The sequence below is a fragment of the Sulfuricurvum sp. RIFCSPLOWO2_12_FULL_43_24 genome (assembly GCF_001829605.1).
Lineage (GTDB): Bacteria > Campylobacterota > Campylobacteria > Campylobacterales > Sulfurimonadaceae > Sulfuricurvum.
The window spans coordinates 16,516-35,332 of record NZ_MIBT01000123.1 but is presented as its reverse complement, the minus strand read 5'-3'; the positions used below and the strand labels follow the sequence as shown (position 1 = coordinate 35,332).

Here is an 18,817-nt window from a genome sequence, read left to right as displayed (position 1 = left end):
ATTTCATTGTTATTTTGAAAATGAAATACACGTTGTTTACACCTTAAAACTCCCTATTTAATAGATTCTAACCTGTTTGGAATCACTCTCATTTCATCCTTTCCATCACATCCATGCTGGCGATAAAAGTTTCTATTTATCGCTATTTCAACGCTATTTACATTCTATATACTTATCCCAAGATTTTGAATTGTATTAATAATATCTATATATTAGATATTGTTTATTTAATGAAAATCAATAGATTGAAGGAGATGATATGAAAAAAGTGGTAGGCATGAGTCTAGCTGCAGCACTATTGCTCGGAGCAAATGCATTCGCATTCGACAATGTAAAGGTAAGCGGTGATGCTAAACTTTACTACAATACGGACGATAAAAATCCAAATGATCTTTTTAGTAAAGCATCAAGTGCAGCAGATGCTGCTCTTCGTCTGGGTGTAACGGGAGAGCTTCTGAAGAATGTCACTTTTGGTGTGACTGGGTATGCGATCAGTACGCTTGGTCTTGAAAACAATTTGGTCAGTAATACATGGTCAAGTGCGCATACAGCTACTAACTCGGGTGCCGGTAATGATGTTTCTGATGAAGCATGGATCGGTGAACTATGGATTGCCGCGAAGTATGGTAATACAACTGTGAAAGCAGGTCGTATGCTGCTCGATTCACCTCTTTCATTTAGTGAAATGTGGTCTGTTGCTCCGAATAGCTATGAAGCTTTTGTTCTTATCAACCAAGATATTCCCGATACAACTTTGGTTGCTGTATATGCTGGACACAGTAATGGTGTAAATGCTGTTGGATATACTGCAGATGCTTCAACGGTCAACAGTGCCACTGGTATTGCTGATAATACTTCAGGTATTGGTCTCGATGGGATTGTGGGTGCGAATGGAACATTCGGTACACACGGAGCAAAAGGTGCCAATGTATTTGCTCTTATCAACAACTCATACAAACCGCTTACAGCACAAGCATGGTATTACAATGTTGTCAATGCTGCAGATGCTTTCTGGTTACAAGGCGATCTTAATAGCGATATGGTTAAAGGTCTAACATTGGGTGCTCAATACACCGAAATTAGTCCAAAAGGTGTATATCAAGGTGTTCATGACTCAAAAGGGTATGCATTCAAAGTTGGATATGAAGGTCTCGAAAATTTTAAAGTATCTGCCGCCTATTCAGACATAGATAAAGATAGTGTTTTTAAAGTTGCTAACCTTGCTACAAATAACACGGTAAAAGCTCAATCAAAATTGTATACGGAAGCCTTTTGGAACTATGGATATGTAGGTACTCCTGATGCAGAATCATGGAATTTGAGTGCACAATATAATGTACAGGATATCGCTAAATTTGGTGCTTACTATACAAACGTAAGTATCGATAAAACCAATAAAGATATGAAAGAGCTTGCTTTGTCTGCAACAAAATCTTTTGGGGCATTGGACACTACTTTGGCGTACATCTCTACGGATGCTGATGATCAAAATAGCGGTTCACAATTTAACTCTATTCAAGCACGTTTGACTCTTAACTTCTAAGAATCAGTATGCAACTTTCATCCCTTCGGGGATGAACCCTCCTTTTTATGAAAAGTTTTGAACCTATAGTGAAGTTTCGTCGACGTCAATAAGGTAATGATGAGAAGAAGGGGAGAAAGTCTGGGGCCCTTTAGGTGCTCCGTCTTTCTTCAGTATTACTAATCAAAAACAAAAATCATACTGAGTATTCCCCTATTAAACGGCTATTTCAGAGCTATTTTCATTCTATATACTTATCTAATAATAAAAAAACAGTAAGGAATTACATGCAAAAAGCGGTAATAATGAGCTTAGCGGCTACAGTAGCATTGAATGCTTCAAGTATTGATGAGGCATTTGTAGCGGGGAAAGCAAGCGGAGAGATTCGTGCGGTATATGTAAGCCAGAACAATGAAGTGGATGAAGATACCTATGGTACTTCGATCGGTGGCATACTCAAATACGAGAGTGCGGCATGGAATAATATTAAATTGGGTGCAGGGGCATATGTAAGTCAAAAACTCCATTTTGCAACCGGGAATTTCGATGCGGGAGAAGCAAATCCTGATTTATTTGCAGAAGATACCAAATCATACGCTTATGTCGGTGAAGCCTATATCGATTACAGTGCGAATGATGTTAGCTTGCGTGTCGGTCGCCAGCTTATCGATACTCCATTCGCTGATACTGATGATATCCGTATGCACCCGAATACTTTTGAAGCAGCGATAGCGACGTACAAAGGGGTAGATGAAACAACACTCCTCGGAGGATACATTACACGATGGGCCGGATACGACTCGGAGGATGACATTTCTAAATTCAAAAAGGTTACTACTGATAGTAACGGTGCAGCTGTTATCGGTATCATTAACGAGAGTGTTGAGAATCTCGAATTACAAGGATGGTATTACGGGATCGATAAACTCACGGATATTTTTTATACTGACGCAAGCTACACAATTTTATTCAACGAAACCAATGGAGTAGAATTCGTAGGACAATGGATGAAATTCAATGAAGAGAATGGTTCGGGCGTGGATGGCACTGTTTATGGAATCGGTGCAAATCTGAATATCGGTATGCTCACTCTCGGCACAGCGTATAACGAAGCTTCCAATGGTACGGGAAAATTTATCATCAGCGGTCTTGGTAATGGAGCCTATCTGGTTGATACGGAAGAAATGAATCTTGATCATTTCGAAGATATAAAAGCGTATTTGTTCAGTGCAGAGTTGGATATGGAAGAGGTAGGATTGGAAGGTCTGACATTGACCGCTATCTATGCAGGTTTTAAAAGTGCACCGGCAGATATGAGAGAGAAAGAGATTGATTTAATCGCAAGTTATGAGATCAATAAAGCCCTTAGTGTCGAAGTAAACTATGCGAGACTTGATGACAAAAACAACAATACCTCCGAAGACGGACTCTATAACGGTGGGTATGATCGTTTTCTTGTTCGCATGAACTATAATTTCTAGAGTGGTTAGTTATCTACTTTAGTGGAAATATGGTACTTGTTTGCATCACTGTCTTCTAACTCGATAGTGTAAGTACCATCCCCACCCATCGTCTCAAAAACCATAGTCGGATTTTGACTGATTGCTGAAGTAAGCTCCATCGTTGCAAGCAACTCTTTGTTGCTGTATAACTCAAGATGCTTGATGTAAAAGGGGTTGGTTCCGAACATTAACCCTGTTTCCATAGGATGGAATATCGAAAATTTTATGATGTAGGTTTTGTTTTGTCGCAGTGTATGACTTTTGTGTTTACCCAAAAGTAGGGCAAACTTTTTACTCTCTTCCGGTGTACTTGGTGAACATCCGCCGCCAAAACTTTTGATGTTCGCACTGCCGATATGCCATAATCCGTTTGTATCTTCAACGAGTACGCGTATGGGTGTTTCTTGGGCAACACGGATACTAAAAGAGAAAATGGCTTTAAGGTTTAAAAGTTTGACATCCATAATCTCAGGAATGAGGTTTAAATCGGCGAATACGATCATCCTTTTTGCATCTTTGATCTTGGAAGCATCGATAATTATGGGTACATGGGCAGGGTTGTCTGCAAATTTCGGGACATCTATGGTGATGTTTATATCATCAAAAGAGTAGTTTGCGCCATGAAGTGTTTTTTGGAGCATATCGTCAAAAGTGGGTGAATAAATCGGATTTTTTGCTTGTGCATTTACAGTGAGCAGGAGAATAAAGATTAGAAGTTTGGATAGGGTTGAAGACATGCATGTTCCTTTAAGGTCCGTAGGAAATAGGTTTAGTATAGGTTACATGATAGGTGTCGAATATTTTTTCTAAGATCTTGTTCTCATGCAACTCTGTGATTACGCCATCGATGTGATAGCTTAAGTCACGATAATCACTCCGAACGGCTATACCTATATCCCAAATGGATTTTATCCCCAAAACCTCATTGGTCATAGTGTATTTATCCTGATTATTATTGTAATCAAGTAAAAACTCTACTTGAGATTTTAAGCCTGCCAGGGAATCGATTTTTCCGGCTTTAAAATCCAAGACGGCATCGTCAAACTTAGCGTAGCGTTTAACATTTTTTCTGAGTAACCCTCCATTTTTCATGGAGAGATGTTTATCCGGAAGGGTATCTAACTCCACACCTATGGTGTGATAGGCAAATATGCCCAACGTATTAACCTTCGGTATGACATCTTTATGGGTAACAATAACCCATTTTTCCGCATGGTAGGGTGATTTTATAGCAACCATTTCTGTTTGAAGCTCTCCGCTCGTAGCATCTACTTGTCGCATATAATCATAGTCATAGGGGATCCTCAGCATAACATCGGCACGCGTTTTATGAACAGGATTTCCCTTCCAGACCACATTTCTAAGGTCATCATCGAGATTCTCATCAGCCTCTGTAAAGTACCATTTTGGCTTAACATTGAGGGATGCAGCAATATGTTTGCCGATCTCAACATCAATCCCTTTGGCTTCACCGTTCTCCATATACGAATAGGGACGAAAGTCATTATAGACTGCTATGACGATCTCACCGCAGGATTGTATATCCTCAGTACTCCGTGCATACGAGCAAAGAGTAATGATTAGTGTACTAATGATGACCGCTAGAAGTTTCATGACAAATTAGTCAGGTTTAACAGTCATCAAATATGAACGAATTGACCACATAGCTTCTTGATTAATGACACCTTCGAATGGAGGCATATAGACATTGCCATTTCGGACAGCTCCACCGCGAATTCTCTCCATAAACCATGCATCGCCTTCTTCTCCTCTATCAAGGTAGCGAAGATCCGGGGCAACACCGCCAGAGATTGCGTCCAATCCATGACAGCGAGCACAGTTTTCTGCGTAAGCATGGTTACCAATTTCAATGGCTTTTGCATTTCCTTCGTAAGGGTTCTTTTCTAGCCAAGCTGCTCCTAAGGGTGCCAAACCTTTAGTATCTACCGGCTGAGGGGTTACGTTTCCGTGACTCATTAATAATGTTGCTGATAGCAATGCTACCACTCCAAGCGTATGAGATTTTTTCATACTAACTCCTTTTCTAATCTTTTGTGATTTGGAAATTATAAAGTATGAAAATAGCCTGATAATAGCGTTAAAAAAGAAATTTTTACTGCTATATTCAAGCTATAAACCTGTACTAAAATGATTTGGAAATATTATAGAAGTAGGAGGGTTATTTATGAAAATTTTTGTTTTACTGTTGCTCTATTTATCTCTACTGTATGGAAGCAATAACCAGCTTAATGTTGGCGTTTTGGCATATGGAACCGTTAATTGGGAATTGATGACGATAAAGTCACGAGGGCTGGACAAGAAATACGGATTTGATCTTGAAATTAAAGAACTAGCGTCTAAAGATGGTGTTGCCGTCGCTTTTCAAGCCGATAGTGTCGATGTAATCGTCAATGACTGGGTCTGGGTCAACCGACAAAACTACCCTAAGTTTTCCCTCTATTTTTACCCTTATTCCACAGGACTCGGAGGAATCTATACCAATAATTCACGTTACCGTACTCTTGGTGATTTAAAAGGGAAAAAACTGGGTGTCGCCGGAGGGGCGATGGATAAAAGCTGGTTACTTTACAAAGCGTATGCTCAACAAAAACTGGGGATTGATCTCTCAAGCCATGCAGAGATCGTATTTGCCGCACCTCCGATTCTGAATGCTAAGTTGTCGGATGGAAGTTTAGACGCTGTACTCAACTTTTGGCACTACAATGTATTACTGGATGAAAAAGGGATGACTCCCATATCCTCGGTTCGGGAAGTTTTAGGAAGCTTCGGCATTAACAATCAAGATATCCCCTTTACAGGATGGGTATTCAAGCGGCCATTTGCGGCAGAGAATAAAAATATGATCAACGGTTTTTTACAAGCTTCGCATGAGGCGAATAAAATACTCAAAAACGATGACACGGCATGGAATGCACTACGACCCTTTATGCACGTTAAAGACGATGCCGCTTTTGAAGCGTTAAAAAAGGGGTATCGTGAAGGAATTCCTGATAAGTTCACCCAAAATGAAATAAATGGAATTGAAAAAATATATACAATTTTGGAAAAAACCGGTGGTAAAAGCCTCGTTGGTGACTCCAAACATTTTGATAAAACGATGTTTTGGCCCTATAAACCTAATGGTGTGCGGTAATAGAGATGCTCAATCTTCTGTATCTGCGCGTAGGATCTGTTTTTTTCCTTATTGCACTTTGGCATGTCACAGCACTCCTCTCTGATTCTCCTATGCTTCCATTGCCGGTAAATGTTTTGAGTAGCCTGATTGAGCACATTTCCAGTGGAGAACTTCTGCATCATCTCGGTATTACTTTGTACCGCGTTGCTATGATTTTTCTCATTGCCATGCCTCTTGGGATTGCTTTTGGTCTGTTGATGGGTAACTTCAAAAAAATTGATGCAGCGCTTGATACTCTCCTCGTATTGGGGCTGAATATGCCCGCACTGGTGGTTATTATGCTCTGCTATATCTGGTTTGGATTGAGCGATGTTGCAGCGATTTTAGCCGTCGTCATCAATAAAGTACCAACCGTCATCGTCAACATACGAGAAGGGGTAAAAGCCATCGATAAAAGACTGATTGAAGTTGCCTACATTTATAAAGTATCCCGATACAAGATGCTATTTGTCTTTTATATCCCACAACTCTACCCTTATATCATTGCAAGTGCGAGAAACGGTCTTTCATTGATCTGGAAAATTGTCCTAGTGGTCGAACTATTAGGTAGAAGCGATGGGATCGGATTTCAGCTTTCCATGTTTTTTCAGTTTTTTGATATCACTTCGATACTGGCCTATTCATTTTCTTTCATCATTATCATTCTTTTGATCGAAAGTTTTATTTTTAGACCTATCGATACGCAAATATCCAAGTGGAGATAATATGCTTAACATAGATATCACTCGTAAAAAGTATGCTGAGAAAGAGATACTTCAAGATATACGTTTTAGCCTTAAATCAGGAGAATTTATCTCTATTATCGGTCCATCGGGATGCGGAAAAACGACGCTGCTCCGGCTCATCTCCTCTTTGGATAACGATTTTGAGGGGTCGATTGACATCGACAGAGATACCATCGGGATGATGTTTCAAGAGCCTAGGCTTTTGCCGTGGCTTACCGTCAGAGAAAATATTGCTGTTGTGGATAAAGTCGGCGATCAGGAGGAGGTACTTAAGCTTTTGCGTATGGTAGGATTAGAACATACCCTCAATACCTACCCCAAAAATCTCTCCGGCGGTATGGCTCGAAGAGTTTCTCTTGTTAGAGCTTTTATCAACCGTCCCAAGCTCATTTTACTGGATGAGCCGTTTGTATCTCTGGACAGACCTACCTCTCTTGCGCTACAAAATGATTTGATGCTCTTTTGCAAAAGTTTTAATCCTGCGGTGATTTTGGTTACCCATGATCTTGACGAAGCGATTTCGCTTTCACAAAAAATTCTCTTTTTAGGCGGTGAAGTTACCGGAAACATTATGACCCACATCAACGAAAACCACTGTTTTGATACGCTTTATCCTACACAGGTAGACGTGATAAAAGAGAATATATTATCCCTGCATCCCAATATTTTAGAAGGAAAATTATGAAAAAAAGAACGCTCATACTATTGATGTTCTCATTAGCCAATGCGGAAGACCTCAAAATGCAAATCTATAAACCTGTCACAAGCTCATGCCCTGCATCGTGGCTAAGTGAGATAGAAATGAGCATAGCTAAGCCGGAGATTATGTCGATAGTGGATATTAAAGGACTTAAAAGTGATATAGGTATTCCAAAAGAACTTCAATCTTGCAATACTTCAATTTTAGGTGATTATGTTTTTGAGGGGAATGTCCCGCCGGAGGCTATTAAAAAGTTTATGAAGGAGAAACCCGCAGGGGCAATCGGACTCAGCCTGCCTGCCAGCCAAAACAATGAAGCGGTAAAAAAGGTCTATATCCTGTATCCAGATAAGATATACAAGCTTTATGGAACCTATTGATCCAAACCGGATGAAATGATATTTTCGATCATCTCATCCACGTTTTTCGGATCCACTTGATTATTCAGTCTCGGTGTTTTTAGAAAAGAGACCGTAATGTCCGAGCTATCTTGTGGCTGAAAAATTACCAGCTTCAATGGACAATACAGCAGAGTATCGATACTTTTAGCCACGAGCTGATAACTGACAGAGGGTTTACAAAAACCTATACTGATCGCATTTTTTAGAAGCGGTTGTTTGTCTAAACTTTTGGATACCGCTTCTAAGGCTTTTGCTATATTTATTTCGTATACGATGTTAAATGCATTGACTTGCAGTTCATTGCTGATGCGTAATTGCACCTCTTCAAATGATCTATCGCTAACTTTATAGGAGATATATTCGGGTGTTTCGGTACGAATATTCTCTGCATTGAGTTCTCCTGCTAAGAAGAGATAGAGAAAAAAGATTATTTTCGTTTGCATTTCATCTCAGATGCCGCGATACCCAGGGTATCTAAATCGGTTATCGGATGTAAAAAACCGACTTGCGGCGAGGTGGAAATAAGCGCTTTTGGATGAACTAAAGAGATAGGCATTCGCAACTGTCCATTATAGTTTCGGTAAGAGAGTTTTCTCCCCATATAGGCTGATAACTCAAATTCATTTGAACGAATATAGGCAATATTCGCTTTAACTTCGCTTGTGTTCGTGTGCATGAGGGATGTTGCAATGGTTCGGATTGCGACCCACGCAGCAAAGTCTTCAGACTCCATCCAACGTGATGCGTGTTTTTCAAAGCGGTTTTGCATTTGTGCCGCCCCCCATTGCTCGATACTCTTATGCCACATTACCGGCGTAAGCCCCTGAGTACCGGCTACCGGACGGGGTAACCACGAGTTGAAATAGACAAATTCTCCGAAATCGCCAAAATAATCTGCCGTAACGATAACATCATAGTCATCGCTTTGGGTAAATGCCGGGAGTTCATCTTCCGCTTTTCTGCGAATATCTGTTGTGTTATTCCAAATTTTCTCTTTTACGATTGTGGCACCGAATTTTTTGGCAGCTCTTCGGATGGCAATAGCAATATGTTTGTCTTTGACTGTTTTGCCTTGGAGCAAGAAGATTTTTTTGAAATTTCGCTTTACAAGAAATTGCATTAATCCATCATACAGCATCGCATCACTTGGAATAGTATGCAAAAGATTACTGTTGCAGTAGTACATTCGCAGGCTGGTATCATTCAATCCGGTATTAAATATAAGAACATTCTTACTTTTTGGGTGCTTCATAAGTTTTAGAAAGAGGGAGATTTGAACGTTTACAACCACATAGCGACCGCCGTTGTCTACGTAATTCTCAAAAGCTTTTAAGAGCTCATCTTCTTTATACGATACTTTCGTATCCAAAGAGTACTTCTGATTCATAAATTGAGCACTTTTTTGACTGTCTTCTAGTGCCATTTTTGCCCCGGCCAAACCCAAGTCATCCGGCTTTTCGATGATATTTGAGAGGACCGGAGGATGTTTTACTTTTTGATGTAAATACAGCATCTTGACACTCATATCTGTAGCGCTCAGCGAGATGGTACACAATAAGATTGTAATCAGTAAATGTAGTGCATAGCGCATAGTTGATCTCCTGAAAATCATGGTATGACAATTATAGGAAAAATAAATAGCGTGTGTATAGCTATTTTCGAGCTATTTACATTTTGTATAATATTTTCAACATCAGTCATAAGGGATTTTTATGAAAAAAACTGCACTCTCAACCATTTTATTGCTCAGTATTGGAGTTCAGGCAGATACGGTATTCGTATCCAATGAGAAAGACAATTCGATTTCCGTTATAGACTCAAAAACTCAGAAAGTCACCGAAACGATACGTGTTGGACAAAGACCGCGCGGGATTCTCCTCGATAAATCTAAAACTCAACTGTATGTGTGTGCCAGTGATGATGACACCGTACAAATACTGGATATCAAAAGCAAACGAGTGATTGCAAATCTGCCATCGGGTGAAGACCCGGAACAGTTTGCTTTGCATCCTAATGGGAGAGAGCTTTATATCGCGAATGAGAATGATGCACTGGTCACGATTGTCGATACACTGAAAAGAAGCGTATTAAAACAGATTGAGGTCGGGATAGAACCTGAGGGTATGGCCGTAAGCCCTAATGGAAAGCTTGCAATCGTAACAACAGAGACATCAAATTTTTTACATTGGATTGACACCAAAACGAAAAAAATCGTGCATACAACACTTGTTGACCAAAGACCGAGACATATAGAATTTAATAAAAGCGGTGATAAGGTTTGGGCCTCTTCAGAGATAGGGGGAACGGTTATGGTTGTCGATACAGCGTCAAAAAAGGGCATTGCAAAAATCAACTTTAAAATACCGGGAATCTTTAAAGATCAAATTCAACCGGTCGGTATAAAACTTACCAGCGATGGCAAATACGCTTTTGTCGCACTGGGGCCAGCGAATCATGTCGCGGTTGTCGATGCTGTAACCTTTAAAGTGATTAAATATCTATTGGTCGGTAAACGGGTATGGCAAATGGCCTTTGTCGAGAATGAACAGCAGCTTTACACGACCAACGGTGTTAGCGGTGATGTCTCTGTGATCGATGTTAATGGACTAAAAGTACTCAAAAGTATTAAAGTAGGCCGTTATCCTTGGGGTCTAGCGGTTATTCCGACGAACTAAGATGAAAACACATATTTTAGAGCTCGAAAACGTATCGCACACATACGATAAGGAGATGGTTCTTAAAAATATCTCATTTTCCATCGAAGAAGCCTCTTTTTCTGTCTTGCTCGGACTGAACGGGGCAGGCAAATCGACTATATTCTCTCTTCTAACCAGACTCTTGAACCTTCAATCCGGCTCAATAAAGATCAATGGATACACGATACAAAATTACAGCAAAGCGCTTAAAGATATCGGTATCGTTTTTCAGGAACCGACGCTGGATTTGGATTTGACCGTCCGACAAAATCTTTACTACTACGGTGCGTTAAAAGGGTTGAGTTTTAAAGAGACCATCGCCTCTATCAAAGAGGAACTGAGCAATCTTGACCTCGATGAAAAACTGGATACAAAGGTGCAAAAACTCAACGGCGGACACAGACGACGGGTTGAAATCGTACGCTCCCTCATTAACAAACCGAAACTTCTTTTACTGGACGAAGCAACGGTTGGACTCGATTTGAAAAGCCGCTTTGATATTCTGGATTATTTGCGCCGAAAAGTTCAAAAAGGGGAGCTCTCTGTTTTATGGATCACCCATTTGTTTGATGAGGTTCAAGAGAGTGATACGTTGGCCATTATTCACAAAGGAAAGATTCTTCAAACCGGCAAGGTTGATGCGATTATAGCCGAGCACAATCAAGCGGACTTAACCCAAACCTTCAGATATTTGACGAGGGAGAATCCTGATGCGTAACTATTTTTATTGTGCCCAAGGGATCATTTATAAAGAGCTATTACGCTTTTTAAAAGAAAAAAGCCGATTCTTTTCGGCACTCGTTCGCCCTTTATTGTGGCTTTTTATCTTTTCAGCAGGTTTTACATCGGCCCTGGGTTTAGCCATCATTCCCCCCTATGAGTCCTATATAACCTATGAAACCTATATCGTTCCGGGGCTTGTGGGGATGATTTTGCTTTTCAACGGTATGCAAAGCTCTTTAACCATGATTATTGATAAAGAGATGGGAAGTATGAAAATATTACTGACTTCTTATATTAATAGAAATTTTTTGCTTTTTTGTAAAATGTTTGCAACCGCCATCGTCTCAACGATACAGGCGATAACGTTTTTAATCGTCGCTTATTTTTATGGAATAGAGCTGAGTATTACCGCTATAGTGCTTACGATACCGGTTATTTTATTCACATCGATTATCCTTAACGCGTTTGCACTGTTTATCTCATCGGTTATCAAACAGCTGGAAAATTTTGCGGCTATTATGAATTTTGTTATTTTTCCGATGTTCTTTTTGAGCTCTGCACTCTATCCATTATGGAAGATAAAAGATTCATCGCTTTTCTTATACACCGTCTGTTCCTTCAATCCATTTACGTATATTGTTGAATCTATCCGCTTTACGCTCTATTTAAAATACGATTTGTCCAACTTTTATATTATTTTTTTCTATTTCATAGTGGCACTAAGCCTCGCATTTATGGGATATAAGTCAAAAAAGGTTTTGAAAAAAAGTTAAAATTTAGCATCGCTAATTTCAGGCTATTTTTCTTATGTATACTTTTGGCAATGACAGATTTTCCTAAATTTGTTGCTAAATTAAAATTGAAGGAGTAGAGAATGACAAAGAGTAAAATGCTAACTACTAAGATTGCAGTAACACTTGCTGCCTTTCTTATTGGTTGTGCTGCTCAGGGCACAGGTCTAACTAACAATGCAAAAAAAGGTGGAGTGAAAGCTTCATTTAATCCCGTAACATATAATGATATCCTCAATGATGATAAAACTGTAGGTGATGTTGTTACGTACGGTTTAGGGCAAAAAGGGCAACGTTACTCGACATTGAAACAAATCAATAAAAAGAGCATCAAAGATCTTGTTCCGGTATGGAATTTCAGCTTCGGCGGTGAAAAAATGCGTGGGCAAGAGTCACAACCGTTGGTTAAAGACGGTGTTATGTATGTAACAGGATCGTATTCACGTTTATACGCTCTGGATATTGCAACCGGACGAGAAATCTGGGCTTATGAAGCAAAACTTCCGGATGCGATCTTACCGTGCTGTGACGTTATCAACAGAGGGGCAGCTCTTATTGACAACCTCGTAATCTTTGGAACGTTGGATGCTAAACTTGTAGCACTTGATCGCGCTACCGGTAAAGTTGTATGGAAGAAAACCATTGCAGAGTATAAAGACGGTTATTCATTTACAGCAGCACCTTTGATTGTTAAAGGTCTTCTTATAACCGGTGTATCGGGTGGGGAATTCGGTATTGTCGGCAGAGTTGAAGCCCGTGATCCAAAAACCGGAGAGATTGTGTGGAGCAGACCAACGGTTGAGGGACACATGGGATACCTTAACGGTAAAGAAAATGGTATCAGCGGAACCTTAAACGCAACATGGGAAGGCGATCAGTGGCAACACGGCGGAGCGGCTCCGTGGAACGGTGTAACGTATGATCCTGAAACTGATCTTATCTATGTACCGACGGGGAACCCTTCTCCATGGAACTCTCATGAGAGATCTGGAGACAATTTATATTCTGCTTGCAGAATTGCGATTAATCCTAGTACCGGTGAAATTGTATGGCATTACCAAACCACGCCTAACGATGGATGGGATTTTGACGGTATGTCAGAGCTTGTCTTGTTTGACTATAAAGATGCTTCAGGCAAAACGGTAAAAGCCGGTGCAACTGCCGATAAAAACGGTTTCTTCTATGTCTTAAATCGTGAAAACGGTAAATTCATCAGCGCTTCGCCGTTTGTTGACAAAATTTCATGGGCAAAAGAGATTGGTAAAGACGGGAAACCTGTTGTTATCGAAGAAAATCGTCCCGGTGTACCGGTCAATGGCGAAAAAGGGAAGACCGTATTTACCGTTCCATCATTCTTAGGCGGTAAAAACTGGAATCCAATGGCGTATTCACAAAATACAGGTTTCTTCTACGTCCCGGCAAATGAGTGGGGTATGGACATCTGGAATCAACCGGTAACGTATAAAAAAGGTGCTGCATACATGGGTGCTGGTTTTACCATCAAACCTGTATATCAAGACCACATCGGTGCGCTTAAAGCAATCGATCCTAAAACCGGTAAAATCAAATGGAAATACGAGAATAAAGCTCCATTATGGGGTGGAGTACTTGCAACAGCCGGCGGAATCGTATTTACAGGAACACCGGAAGGTGAACTTCTCGGGTTAGATGACGCAACCGGAAAAGTATTGTATTCGTTCCAAGTGGGTTCAGGAATCGTTGGATCACCGATCACTTGGGAACAAGACGGTGAGCAATATGTCTCTGTAGTATCAGGTTGGGGCGGAGCTGTACCTTTATGGGGCGGAGATGTTGCTAAATCCATTAAACACATTTCACAAGGTGGAATGGTTCACGTATTTAAACTACACAAATAAAAAAAAGGAGGCTGCTATGAAATGGGAAAAACCGTCATTTACGGATAACCGATTCGGATTTGAAGTAACTATGTACATCTGCCACGAATAATCGTAGCAACAATGATAAGAGCGGGCAAATCATTTTGCCCGTTTCTGTTATTAATTGAGGCTATAGTATATAAGTTTAGTTAATAATAGAAAAGGATAGAAGGTGAAAATAGAGGTATTAGGTTCCAGTGCCGGCGGCGGTCTTCCTCAGTTTAACTGCAATTGTGACAATTGTAAGGGGTACAGAGCAGGCAAAACATCTATCAAACGCCGCACTCAATCCTCGATCACGATCAGTGAAGACGGTGAGAACTGGGTACTTTTTAACACTTCACCGGACATTTTAGAACAAATTCATAATTCCCCCTTTTTGCACCCAACGCTCAGACGAGAAACAAAGATCAAAGCAATCGTTTTTATTGATGCTCAGATTGATCACACAACAGGGCTTTTAATGCTTAGAGAAGGGTGCCCTCACGAAGTCTACTGTACCAAAGAGGTACACGAAGAGTTAAATACCTCTTTTCCTCTTTTCAAAATGCTGACCCATTGGGATGGGGGAGGAACTCATTATCATGAGGTAGCAACCGATGGGACTAGCTTTGAGATTCCGGTTATGCCGAGTTACACCTTCAGAGCGGTTCCTTTGATTTCAAACGCACCTCCGTATTCAATATATCGTGACAAACCCAGAGCCGGCGATAATATCGGGATGGTGGTTATTAATAAGCAAAGCGGAAAGCGGCTCTTTTATCTTCCGGGGCTTGGCGTATTGCAACAAGCAATTATCGATGAGATGCGCATAGCGGATATTCTTTTGATAGACGGGACGCTTTGGACGGATGATGAAATGATCAAAAATGGCTTCTCCACGAAACTGGGAACCGATATGGGGCATGTACCGCTCAGCGGGGCAGGGGGGCTAATTGAAACATTAGATACGCTCGAAAAACCGAGAAAGATATTAATTCATATTAATAATACCAATCCGATTTTGGATGATACCACCGAAGAGTATCAAGAGCTTACACGCCACAATATAGAAATCTCATATGATGGTATGCATATCGAGATTTAAGACCCAAAAAACTAAATTAAAGGACAAAAATGAAAACGCCCCTCAGTAAAAAAGAATTCGAAGAAGCATTAAGAGCAATGGGGAGTATGTACCATATTTATCACCCTTTTCATATCCGCATGTATGAAGGTAAATGTACGAAAGAAGAGATTCAAGGATGGGTAGCCAACCGATTTTATTATCAAACAATGATACCGATCAAAGATGCGGCGATTATGTCCAACAACCCTCCTATCGAAGATAGACGAAAATGGATTGACAGAATTAATGATCATGACAGTGTCGGCGGCGGAATCGAAGCATGGCTCGATTTGGGTACGGCGGTAGGGCTGAATAAAGAAGATCTTATCAGTCATAAATATGTGTTGCCCTCGGTCAGATTTGCCGTCGATGCGTACGTCAACTTTGCGAAACATGCACCCTGGAAAGAGGCGGCGATGTCTTCATTAACCGAGATGTTTGCACCTGAAATACATCAGCAGCGCCTTGATACATGGCCTAAAAACTATCCATGGATCGATCAAAACGGGTTACGTTATTTTCAAAAACGACTTACGGAAGCAAGACGTGACGTACAGCACGGATTGGCACTGACGCTGGAGGAGTTCAATACCGCAGAGCTTCAAGAAAAAGCGTTCTCAATCTTGCAGTTCAAATTGGATATTTTGTGGACGATGGTAGATGCCCTCTATCTTGCGTATGAGCTTAAACGACCGCCGTATTTTAATATTAAGGATTGTCATGCAACGCGAAAAATTTCTTGCAGTGAATAGTCACTTTCAACTCCAATATGAAGAGAAACAAAGCTGTTATGTTTTGCTCTATCCTGAGGGGATGGTGCAACTCAGCTTCTCAGCAGGGGAGATTATGAGTTTATGTGACGGTGCGAACTCGTGTGACTCTATCATCACAACATTGGTAGAGAAATTTTCGAATCAAGCGATTGAATCCGATGTTATGGAATTTCTTGATGAAGCGATGTCTCGCAATTGGGTAATTTATCATGAAGCCTAATAATAAAACCGTTAGCCCCCCTTTATGGATATTGCTGGAGCTGACACATAAATGCCCTTTGGAGTGTACCTACTGCTACAATCAGCTTGATTTTGCCAATACGAAAGACTCTATGAGCAAAGAGGACTGGTTTCGAGTCATGGAAGAGGCACGGGCTATGGGAGCCGTTCAGCTGGGTATCTCAGGCGGTGAACCTCTGCTGAACAAAGATCTTCTCGAAATTGTCAAAAAAGCCAATGAGTTAAAGTTTTATACCAATCTGATTACCTCTGGGGTCGGAGCCGATATCAGTATTGTTTCTAAACTCAAAGAAGCAGGGCTTAAGACGGTGCAGTTGGGTATTCAATCATCCGATGAGCATACAACCACACTGATAACGAACAATCAAAACGCTTTTAAAGACAAAATGGCTTTTGCCAAAGCGTGTAAAGATAATGGACTTCAGTTGATTGTCAACACGTGTATTACACGCCAAAATATCCATCAGATCGGTGATATCATTGAAATGGCGGAGCGTCTGGGGGCAAACTACCTTGAAATTGCCAACATCCAGTATTACGGCTGGGCGCTTGAAAATATCAATGCACTCCTTCCGACTAAAGAGCAGCTGGCTGAGGCCAAAGCGATCACGAATCACTACCGAGAAAATCGAAAAGATATGAAAGTCTTTTTTGTGGTACCGGATTATTTTGCCACACGCCCGAAAGCGTGTATGAACGGATGGGGTTCGACTTTTTTGACCATTAATCCAAGCGGAGTGGCACTTCCGTGCAACACGGCGAATACCCTTCCGCTCACCTTTCCCAATGTTAAAGAGTATTCGGTTGAAGCGATATGGAACGATTCGGAAGCGTTTAACTATTTCCGAGGGGACTCATGGATGAGGGAGCCATGCAGAACGTGTGATGAAAAAGAGAAAGATTTCGGCGGATGTCGATGTCAAGCCTATGCATTGACCAAAGATATGCATGAAGCGGATCCCGTCTGTGACAAATCCGGTTTTCATCATGTTGTAACAACCAAAGTAGAGGAGAGCATCAACTCAGATAAGCAACCGCTGTACCGAAACAAAATCAATTCGATGAACATCATTGCAAACAGATTGGATTCATCATGCAAATAGTACTCACCAACAAGCAGCCCAAAGAGAGTTTAACCCTATCGTTTATAACAACGCTATCCGCAAAATCGGACCAGACCAAAATGCTCTCCAAAGCAGGATTCAGCCTCAAAGAGGGGACGACTTATTTGGATATTCATCAGAGTATTTTGTATGTGGCAAGCCGTTCGCTCCGCGCAGAAGATCTCAAAATCAGTGCGGCAAAAGCGATTCAATCCATACAAAAAAGCAGTTTCAAAACACTCTTTATAGCATTAGAACACTATCAGGATAAACTGGATGTGAAAGCATTGGCTGAAGGGCTTATTTTGGGTGATTATTACTACACCCAATACAAACATGAGTCAAAAAAGCATCAAGAGAGAAAGATCTTTATTGCCTACAGCGGCAGTATGTACAGCAAAAATCACCTCGAAGAACTGCTGCATGAGGTTGAAATTATATGCCGCAATGTTAATTTTGTCAGAGATATCGTTAATACGCCGCCGCAGGACTATTACCCGCATATCATGGCACTGGACGCAAAATATTTTGCTAAAAGAGACGGTTTGGAATGCAAAATCCTGGGTGAACATGAAATGCATGAAATGGGGATGAATGCGATGCTGAGTGTCGGAAGGGCATCCGTACATGAGTCACAACTCATTCACCTCACCTACCGCCCTAAAAATCCAAAGGCTAAAATTGTCCTATTGGGTAAAGGGCTGACGTATGATTGTGGGGGATTGAGTCTCAAATCGGCCGATTCTATGGTCTCCATGAAGTGCGACAAAGCGGGCGGGAGCGCTGTATTAGGGGTGATGAGCGCGTTGAGAGCACTGGATATTGAGTGTGAAGTGCATGGGATTATCGGTGCAGTAGAGAACATGATAGGAGGCAACGCCTATAAACCCGATGACGTGCTGCGGGCTAAAAACGGTATGAGTATTGAAGTGAAAAATACGGATGCCGAAGGTCGATTGGTTTTAGCAGACTGTCTCTGTTATGCTCAGGACGAGATCGAAAATTTTGATTATATTTTTGATTTTGCTACCCTTACGGGAGCCTCTATTATCGCGTTAGGGAGTCATACTACAGCGGTAATGGGACACAATGAGATCTTAAAGCATAAAATCAATACGGCAGCAGTGCAAAGCGGCGAGTTAGTCGGATTTTTGCCTTACAACCGATATTTTGAGAATGATCTCGACAGTGAGATTGCCGACATGGTTAACACCGCTTCTTCACGAAACGGCGGTGCGATAACAGCGAGTCTCTTTTTAGACCGGTTTATCAAAGATGAGAACAAGAAAAAATGGCTCCATTTCGATATGGCAGGAGCATCGTATGCCCACAAAATATGGGGGTATAATCCCTATGGTGCCAGCGGCGCAGGTGTTCGATTAATCTTGCAATTTTTGAAAAATATTACTCAATAATTCCACTCAAAGCTATAAACAGTT

Annotated in this window: 21 protein-coding genes; 16 read left to right on the top strand and 5 right to left on the bottom strand. The window is 41.0% G+C overall.

The features are described 5' to 3' along the window. Positions 1 to 259: 259 nt before the first annotated feature. Together A3G19_RS11640 and A3G19_RS11635 are read left to right on the top strand one after the other, a co-directional pair. A complete protein-coding gene (locus tag A3G19_RS11640) occupies positions 260 to 1,543 on the top strand; it encodes a hypothetical protein (RefSeq protein WP_294873037.1) in 1,284 nt (427 codons plus the stop codon). A 266-nt stretch (positions 1,544 to 1,809) separates the two neighbouring features. Continuing rightward, complete coding sequence (locus tag A3G19_RS11635) at positions 1,810 to 3,003, top strand: OprD family outer membrane porin (protein WP_294873034.1); 1,194 nt, start codon at positions 1,810 to 1,812, stop codon at positions 3,001 to 3,003. A 5-nt stretch (positions 3,004 to 3,008) separates the two neighbouring features. On the opposite strand, the gene A3G19_RS11630 is transcribed toward A3G19_RS11635, so the two are convergent. Genes A3G19_RS11630 through pedF form a run of 3 tightly spaced genes read right to left on the bottom strand, consistent with a single transcriptional unit; the run spans position 3,009 to position 5,055 of the window. Then, the gene (locus tag A3G19_RS11630; RefSeq protein WP_294873030.1) at positions 3,009 to 3,761 is read right to left on the bottom strand and encodes a thiosulfate oxidation carrier protein SoxY; all 753 of its coding nucleotides are present in this window, start codon (positions 3,759 to 3,761) and stop codon (positions 3,009 to 3,011) included. Positions 3,762 to 3,771: 10 nt separating this feature from the next. Further along, positions 3,772 to 4,638, bottom strand: coding sequence for an ABC transporter substrate-binding protein (locus tag A3G19_RS11625; protein WP_291750947.1), 867 nt, complete (start codon positions 4,636 to 4,638; stop codon positions 3,772 to 3,774). 6 nt (positions 4,639 to 4,644) lie between these two features. Further along, a complete protein-coding gene (pedF, locus tag A3G19_RS11620) occupies positions 4,645 to 5,055 on the bottom strand; it encodes a cytochrome c-550 PedF (protein WP_294873027.1) in 411 nt (136 codons plus the stop codon). 154 nt (positions 5,056 to 5,209) lie between these two features. Between pedF and A3G19_RS11615 the strand changes: the two genes are divergently transcribed. From A3G19_RS11615 to A3G19_RS11600, 4 genes are read left to right on the top strand one after another with little or no spacing between them, the layout of a single operon-like run. After that, the gene (locus A3G19_RS11615; RefSeq protein WP_294873024.1) at positions 5,210 to 6,178 is read left to right on the top strand and encodes a hypothetical protein; all 969 of its coding nucleotides are present in this window, start codon (positions 5,210 to 5,212) and stop codon (positions 6,176 to 6,178) included. Positions 6,179 to 6,183: 5 nt separating this feature from the next. Beyond that, complete coding sequence (locus A3G19_RS11610; protein ID WP_015653464.1) at positions 6,184 to 6,924, top strand: ABC transporter permease subunit; 741 nt, start codon at positions 6,184 to 6,186, stop codon at positions 6,922 to 6,924. A gap of 1 nt (position 6,925) precedes the next feature. Beyond that, positions 6,926 to 7,630 carry an ABC transporter ATP-binding protein gene (locus A3G19_RS11605; RefSeq protein WP_015653465.1) on the top strand — a complete coding sequence of 235 codons (705 nt, stop codon included), beginning with the start codon at positions 6,926 to 6,928 and terminating at the stop codon, positions 7,628 to 7,630. After that, the gene (locus A3G19_RS11600; protein ID WP_294873022.1) at positions 7,627 to 8,025 is read left to right on the top strand and encodes a DUF411 domain-containing protein; all 399 of its coding nucleotides are present in this window, start codon (positions 7,627 to 7,629) and stop codon (positions 8,023 to 8,025) included. The genes A3G19_RS11605 and A3G19_RS11600 overlap by 4 nt, the downstream gene beginning before the upstream one ends. Here A3G19_RS11600 and A3G19_RS11595 read toward each other — a convergent pair. After that, positions 8,019 to 8,489, bottom strand: coding sequence for a DUF302 domain-containing protein (locus A3G19_RS11595; RefSeq protein WP_294873020.1), 471 nt, complete (start codon positions 8,487 to 8,489; stop codon positions 8,019 to 8,021). The genes A3G19_RS11600 and A3G19_RS11595 overlap by 7 nt on opposite strands. After that, positions 8,474 to 9,637 carry an ABC transporter substrate-binding protein gene (locus tag A3G19_RS11590; RefSeq protein ID WP_294873017.1) on the bottom strand — a complete coding sequence of 388 codons (1,164 nt, stop codon included), beginning with the start codon at positions 9,635 to 9,637 and terminating at the stop codon, positions 8,474 to 8,476. The genes A3G19_RS11595 and A3G19_RS11590 overlap by 16 nt, the downstream gene beginning before the upstream one ends. Positions 9,638 to 9,758: 121 nt before the next feature. Here A3G19_RS11590 and A3G19_RS11585 point away from each other — a divergent pair, with 121 nt between their 5' ends. The 10 genes from A3G19_RS11585 (at position 9,759) to A3G19_RS11540 (ending at position 18,793) form a co-directional block, all read left to right on the top strand. Beyond that, a complete protein-coding gene (locus tag A3G19_RS11585) occupies positions 9,759 to 10,721 on the top strand; it encodes a PQQ-dependent catabolism-associated beta-propeller protein (RefSeq protein WP_015653469.1) in 963 nt (320 codons plus the stop codon). 1 nt (position 10,722) lies between these two features. Beyond that, positions 10,723 to 11,460 (top strand): ATP-binding cassette domain-containing protein, encoded by a 738-nt coding sequence (locus A3G19_RS11580; RefSeq protein ID WP_015653470.1) that lies wholly within the window; start codon positions 10,723 to 10,725, stop codon positions 11,458 to 11,460. After that, entirely contained in the window at positions 11,453 to 12,238 is a 786-nt protein-coding gene (locus tag A3G19_RS11575) for an ABC transporter permease (protein ID WP_015653471.1), read from the top strand. The genes A3G19_RS11580 and A3G19_RS11575 overlap by 8 nt, the downstream gene beginning before the upstream one ends. A 101-nt stretch (positions 12,239 to 12,339) precedes the next feature. After that, positions 12,340 to 14,133: a methanol/ethanol family PQQ-dependent dehydrogenase gene (locus tag A3G19_RS11570; RefSeq protein WP_015653472.1), complete on the top strand. Its 1,794-nt coding sequence runs from the start codon at positions 12,340 to 12,342 to the stop codon at positions 14,131 to 14,133. 16 nt (positions 14,134 to 14,149) lie between these two features. Beyond that, complete coding sequence (pqqA, locus tag A3G19_RS11565; RefSeq protein WP_015653473.1) at positions 14,150 to 14,224, top strand: pyrroloquinoline quinone precursor peptide PqqA; 75 nt, start codon at positions 14,150 to 14,152, stop codon at positions 14,222 to 14,224. A gap of 102 nt (positions 14,225 to 14,326) precedes the next feature. Then, positions 14,327 to 15,241, top strand: coding sequence for a pyrroloquinoline quinone biosynthesis protein PqqB (pqqB, locus tag A3G19_RS11560; RefSeq protein ID WP_015653474.1), 915 nt, complete (start codon positions 14,327 to 14,329; stop codon positions 15,239 to 15,241). Between the two features lie 29 nt (positions 15,242 to 15,270). After that, on the top strand, positions 15,271 to 16,014 hold the full coding sequence (gene pqqC / locus A3G19_RS11555; protein WP_015653475.1) for a pyrroloquinoline-quinone synthase PqqC: 744 nt from the start codon (positions 15,271 to 15,273) through the stop codon (positions 16,012 to 16,014). Continuing rightward, on the top strand, positions 15,983 to 16,255 hold the full coding sequence (gene pqqD, locus A3G19_RS11550; protein ID WP_015653476.1) for a pyrroloquinoline quinone biosynthesis peptide chaperone PqqD: 273 nt from the start codon (positions 15,983 to 15,985) through the stop codon (positions 16,253 to 16,255). Before pqqC ends, pqqD begins: the two co-directional genes overlap by 32 nt. Further along, positions 16,245 to 17,378, top strand: coding sequence for a pyrroloquinoline quinone biosynthesis protein PqqE (gene pqqE, locus A3G19_RS11545; RefSeq protein ID WP_015653477.1), 1,134 nt, complete (start codon positions 16,245 to 16,247; stop codon positions 17,376 to 17,378). Before pqqD ends, pqqE begins: the two co-directional genes overlap by 11 nt. Continuing rightward, positions 17,369 to 18,793 carry a leucyl aminopeptidase gene (locus A3G19_RS11540; RefSeq protein WP_015653478.1) on the top strand — a complete coding sequence of 475 codons (1,425 nt, stop codon included), beginning with the start codon at positions 17,369 to 17,371 and terminating at the stop codon, positions 18,791 to 18,793. The genes pqqE and A3G19_RS11540 overlap by 10 nt, the downstream gene beginning before the upstream one ends. Positions 18,794 to 18,817 lie beyond the last annotated feature (24 nt).

Bases quoted from the DNA above. Each gene is read 5' to 3' on its own strand.
- A3G19_RS11640 (WP_294873037.1), top strand. From the start codon at position 260: ATGAAAAAAGTGGTAGGCATGAGTCTAGCTGCAGCACTATTGCTCGGA.
- A3G19_RS11635 (WP_294873034.1), top strand. From the start codon at position 1,810: ATGCAAAAAGCGGTAATAATGAGCTTAGCGGCTACAGTAGCATTGAAT.
- A3G19_RS11630 (WP_294873030.1), bottom strand. From the start codon at position 3,761: ATGTCTTCAACCCTATCCAAACTTCTAATCTTTATTCTCCTGCTCACT.
- A3G19_RS11625 (WP_291750947.1), bottom strand. From the start codon at position 4,638: ATGAAACTTCTAGCGGTCATCATTAGTACACTAATCATTACTCTTTGC.
- pedF (WP_294873027.1), bottom strand. From the start codon at position 5,055: ATGAAAAAATCTCATACGCTTGGAGTGGTAGCATTGCTATCAGCAACA.
- A3G19_RS11615 (WP_294873024.1), top strand. From the start codon at position 5,210: ATGAAAATTTTTGTTTTACTGTTGCTCTATTTATCTCTACTGTATGGA.
- A3G19_RS11610 (WP_015653464.1), top strand. From the start codon at position 6,184: ATGCTCAATCTTCTGTATCTGCGCGTAGGATCTGTTTTTTTCCTTATT.
- A3G19_RS11605 (WP_015653465.1), top strand. From the start codon at position 6,926: ATGCTTAACATAGATATCACTCGTAAAAAGTATGCTGAGAAAGAGATA.
- A3G19_RS11600 (WP_294873022.1), top strand. From the start codon at position 7,627: ATGAAAAAAAGAACGCTCATACTATTGATGTTCTCATTAGCCAATGCG.
- A3G19_RS11595 (WP_294873020.1), bottom strand. From the start codon at position 8,489: ATGCAAACGAAAATAATCTTTTTTCTCTATCTCTTCTTAGCAGGAGAA.
- A3G19_RS11590 (WP_294873017.1), bottom strand. From the start codon at position 9,637: ATGCGCTATGCACTACATTTACTGATTACAATCTTATTGTGTACCATC.
- A3G19_RS11585 (WP_015653469.1), top strand. From the start codon at position 9,759: ATGAAAAAAACTGCACTCTCAACCATTTTATTGCTCAGTATTGGAGTT.
- A3G19_RS11580 (WP_015653470.1), top strand. From the start codon at position 10,723: ATGAAAACACATATTTTAGAGCTCGAAAACGTATCGCACACATACGAT.
- A3G19_RS11575 (WP_015653471.1), top strand. From the start codon at position 11,453: ATGCGTAACTATTTTTATTGTGCCCAAGGGATCATTTATAAAGAGCTA.
- A3G19_RS11570 (WP_015653472.1), top strand. From the start codon at position 12,340: ATGACAAAGAGTAAAATGCTAACTACTAAGATTGCAGTAACACTTGCT.
- pqqC (WP_015653475.1), top strand. From the start codon at position 15,271: ATGAAAACGCCCCTCAGTAAAAAAGAATTCGAAGAAGCATTAAGAGCA.
- pqqD (WP_015653476.1), top strand. From the start codon at position 15,983: ATGCAACGCGAAAAATTTCTTGCAGTGAATAGTCACTTTCAACTCCAA.
- pqqE (WP_015653477.1), top strand. From the start codon at position 16,245: ATGAAGCCTAATAATAAAACCGTTAGCCCCCCTTTATGGATATTGCTG.
- A3G19_RS11540 (WP_015653478.1), top strand. From the start codon at position 17,369: ATGCAAATAGTACTCACCAACAAGCAGCCCAAAGAGAGTTTAACCCTA.